Here is a 628-nt window from a genome sequence, read left to right on the forward strand (position 1 = left end):
TTCACAGTCTCCCACCTATCCTACACAAACCGTACCGAACACCAATACCAAGCTATAGTGAAGGTCCCGGGGTCTTTTCGTCCTGCCGCGCGTAACGAGCATCTTTACTCGTAATGCAATTTCGCCGAGTCTGTGGTTGAGACAGCAGAGAAGTCGTTACGCCATTCGTGCAGGTCGGAACTTACCCGACAAGGAATTTCGCTACCTTAGGATGGTTATAGTTACCACCGCCGTTTACCGGGGCTTAAATTCTCAGCTTCGCCATTACTGGCTAACCGGTCCTCTTAACCTTCCGGCACCGGGCAGGCGTCAGTCCGTATACATCGTCTTACGACTTCGCACGGACCTGTGTTTTTAGTAAACAGTCGCTTCTCTCTGGTCTCTGCGACCCCACCCAGCTCAGTCCGTAAAGAACGTCACCAGATGTGGTCCCCCTTCTCCCGAAGTTACGGGGGCATTTTGCCGAGTTCCTTAACCACAGTTCTCTCGATCGCCTTAGTATTCTCTACCTGACCACCTGTGTCGGTTTGGGGTACGGGCCATGTACCAGCTCGCTAGAGGCTTTTCTCGGCAGCATAGGATCACTGAATTCCCCTCAACGGGTACGCATCACGTCTCAAGCTATATG

1 rRNA gene is annotated in these 628 nt (G+C 52.5%); it reads right to left on the reverse strand.

Going from position 1 to position 628, the window contains the following annotated elements:
• Positions 1–628 (reverse strand): 23S ribosomal RNA (locus tag ACLJPD_RS33145); the annotation flags it as partial.

This window comes from Nocardia sp. A7, assembly GCF_046549215.1.
Taxonomy (GTDB): Bacteria; Actinomycetota; Actinomycetes; order Mycobacteriales; family Mycobacteriaceae; genus Nocardia.